Annotated in this window: 1 protein-coding gene; it reads right to left on the bottom strand. The window is 45.5% G+C overall.

What is annotated here, in order from left to right:
- A partial coding sequence (locus ACFX5D_RS16170; RefSeq protein ID WP_379859230.1) for a SprB repeat-containing protein occupies window positions 1–3289 on the bottom strand: 3289 nt, incomplete at both ends.

Genomic DNA, 3289 nt, shown 5'->3' with positions numbered 1-3289 from the left:
CACCATATAAGGAGAAGTTCCACCTGAGAATGTTACCGTAACTGAACCATCGGTTCCTCCGTTACATTTAACATCAGCATGGGCATCGGTCGCTACCAAAATCGTTGGTTGCGCGATCGTTTCTGAACCAGATTGTTCACAGCCGTTGGCATCTTTTACAATCCAAGTGTAAGTGCCGGCAGTAAGACCTGCATATACTTTTGGAGATGTTTGAGCCACATAGCCTGCACCATTGAAATTCACCATATAAGGAGCCGTTCCGCCTGAGAAGGTTACCGTAACTGAACCATCAGTTCCGCCGTTACATTTAACATCAGCATGGGCATCGGTCGCTACCAAAATCGTTGGTTGCGCGATCGTTTCTGAACCTTGAATAATACATCCGTTGGCATCTTTTACAATCCAAGTGTAAGTACCGGCGGTAAGACCTGCATATACTTTTGGAGAAGTTTGAGCCACATAACCTGCACCATTGAAGTTCACCATATAAGGAGAAGTTCCACCTGAGAATGTTACTGTAACTGAACCATCGGTTCCACCGTTACATTTAACATCAGCATGCCCATCGGTCGCTACCAAAATCGTTGGTTGCGCGATAGTCTCTGATCCTTCCATAATACATCCGTTGGCATCTTTTACAATCCAAGTGTAAGTGCCGGCGGTAAGACCTGCATATACTTTTGGAGAAGTTTGAGCCACATAGCCTGCACCATTGAAGTTCACCATATAAGGAGCCGTTCCGCCTGAGAAGGTTACCGTAACTGAACCATCAGTTCCGCCGTTACATTTAACATCAGCATGGGCATCGGTCGCTACCAAAATCGTTGGTTGCGCGATCGTTTCTGAACCTTGAATAATACATCCGTTGGCATCTTTTACAATCCAAGTGTAACTGCCGGCGATAAGACCTGCATATACTTTTGGAGAAGTTTGAGCCACATAACCTGCACCATTAAAGTTCACCATATAAGGAGAAGTTCCACCTGAGAATGTTACCGTAACTGAACCATCAGTTCCACCGTTACATTTAACATCAGCATGGGCATCGGTCGCTACCAAAATCGTTGGTTGCGCGATAGTTTCTGAACCTTCCATGATACAGCCGTTGGCATCTTTTACAATCCAAGTGTAAGTGCCGGCGGTAAGACCAGTGTACACTTTTGGAGAGGCTTGAGCCAAGAATCCTGCGCCATTGAAGTTCACCATATAAGGAGAAGTTCCACCTGAGAAGGTTACTGTAACTGAACCATCAGTTCCGCCGTTACATTTAACATCAGCATGGGCATCGGTCGCTACCAAAATCGTTGGTTGCGCGATCGTTTCTGAACCTTCCATGATACAGCCGTTGGCATCTTTTACAATCCAAGTGTAAGTGCCGGCGGTCAGACCTGCATATACTTTTGGAGAAGTTTGAGCCACATAACCTGCACCATTGAAGTTCACCATATAAGGAGAAGTTCCGCCTGAGAATGTTACTGTAACTGAACCATCGGTTCCACCGTTACATTTAACATCAGCATGCCCATCGGTCGCTACCAAAATCGTTGGTTGCGCGATCGTTTCTGAACCTTGAATAATACATCCGTTGGCATCTTTTACAATCCAAGTGTAACTGCCGGCGATAAGACCTGCATATACTTTTGGAGAAGTTTGAGCCACATAACCTGCACCATTGAAGTTCACCATATAAGGAGAAGTTCCGCCTGAGAAGGTTACCGTAACTGAACCATCAGTTCCTCCGTTACATTTAACATCAGCATGCCCATCGGTCGCTACCAAAATCGTTGGTTGCGCGATAGTTTCTGAACCTTCCATGATACAGCCGTTGGCATCTTTTACAATCCAAGTGTAAGTACCGGCGGTAAGACCTGCATATACTTTTGGAGAAGTTTGAGCCACATAACCTGCACCATTGAAGTTCACCATATAAGGAGAAGTTCCACCTGAGAATGTTACCGTAACTGAACCATCAGTTCCTCCGTTACATTTAACATCAGCATGGGCATCGGTCGCTACCAAAATCGTTGGTTGCGCGATCGTTTCTGAACCTTGAATAATACATCCGTTGGCATCTTTTACAATCCAAGTGTAAGTACCGGCGGTAAGACCTGCATATACTTTTGGAGAAGTTTGAGCCACATAACCTGCACCATTAAAGTTCACCATATAAGGAGAAGTTCCACCTGAGAATGTTACTGTAACTGAACCATCGGTTCCACCGTTACATTTAACATCAGCATGCCCATCGGTCGCTACCAAAATCGTTGGTTGCGCGATCGTTTCTGATCCTTCCATAATACATCCGTTGGCATCTTTTACAATCCAAGTGTAACTGCCGGCGGTAAGACCTGCATATACTTTTGGAGAGGCTTGAGCCAAGAATCCTGCGCCATTGAAGTTCACCATATAAGGAGCCGTTCCGCCTGAGAATGTTACCGTAACTGAACCATCGGTTCCTCCGTTACATTTAACATCAGCATGGGCATCGGTAGCTGCCAAAATGGTTGGTTGCGCGATCGTTTCTGAACCTTCCATAATACAGCCGTTGGCATCTTTTACAATCCAAGTGTAACTGCCGGCGGTAAGACCTGCATATACTTTTGGAGATGTTTGAGCCACGAAGCCTGCACCATTGAAATTCACCATATAAGGAGAAGTTCCACCTGAGAATGTTACCGTAACTGAACCATCAGTTCCTCCGTTACATTTAACATCAGCATGCCCATCGGTCGCTACCAAAATCGTTGGTTGCGCGATCGTTTCTGAACCTTCCATGATACAGCCGTTGGCATCTTTTACAATCCAAGTGTAAGTGCCGGCGGTAAGACCTGCATATACTTTTGGAGAGGCTTGAGCCACATAACCTGCACCATTGAAGTTCACCATATAAGGAGAAGTTCCACCTGAGAATGTTACCGTAACTGAACCATCGGTTCCTCCGTTACATTTAACATCAGCATGCCCATCGGTCGCTACCAAAATTGTTGGTTGCGCGATCGTTTCTGAACCTTGAATAATACATCCGTTGGCATCTTTTACAATCCAAGTGTAACTGCCGGCGGTAAGACCTGCATATACTTTTGGAGAGGCTTGAGCCAAGAATCCTGCGCCATTGAAGTTCACCATATAAGGAGCCGTTCCGCCTGAGAATGTTACCGTAACTGAACCATCAGTTCCTCCGTTACATTTAACATCAGCATGGGCATCGGTCGCTACCAAAATCGTTGGTTGCGCGATCGTTTCTGAACCTTGAATAATACATCCGTTGGCATCTTTTACAATCCAAGTG

The organism is Flavobacterium fructosi (assembly GCF_042787335.1).
In the GTDB taxonomy this organism is placed as follows: Bacteria; Bacteroidota; Bacteroidia; order Flavobacteriales; family Flavobacteriaceae; genus Flavobacterium; species Flavobacterium fructosi.
Note: the sequence above shows the minus strand (reverse complement) of the source record. Positions and strands in the feature narration are given on the sequence as shown.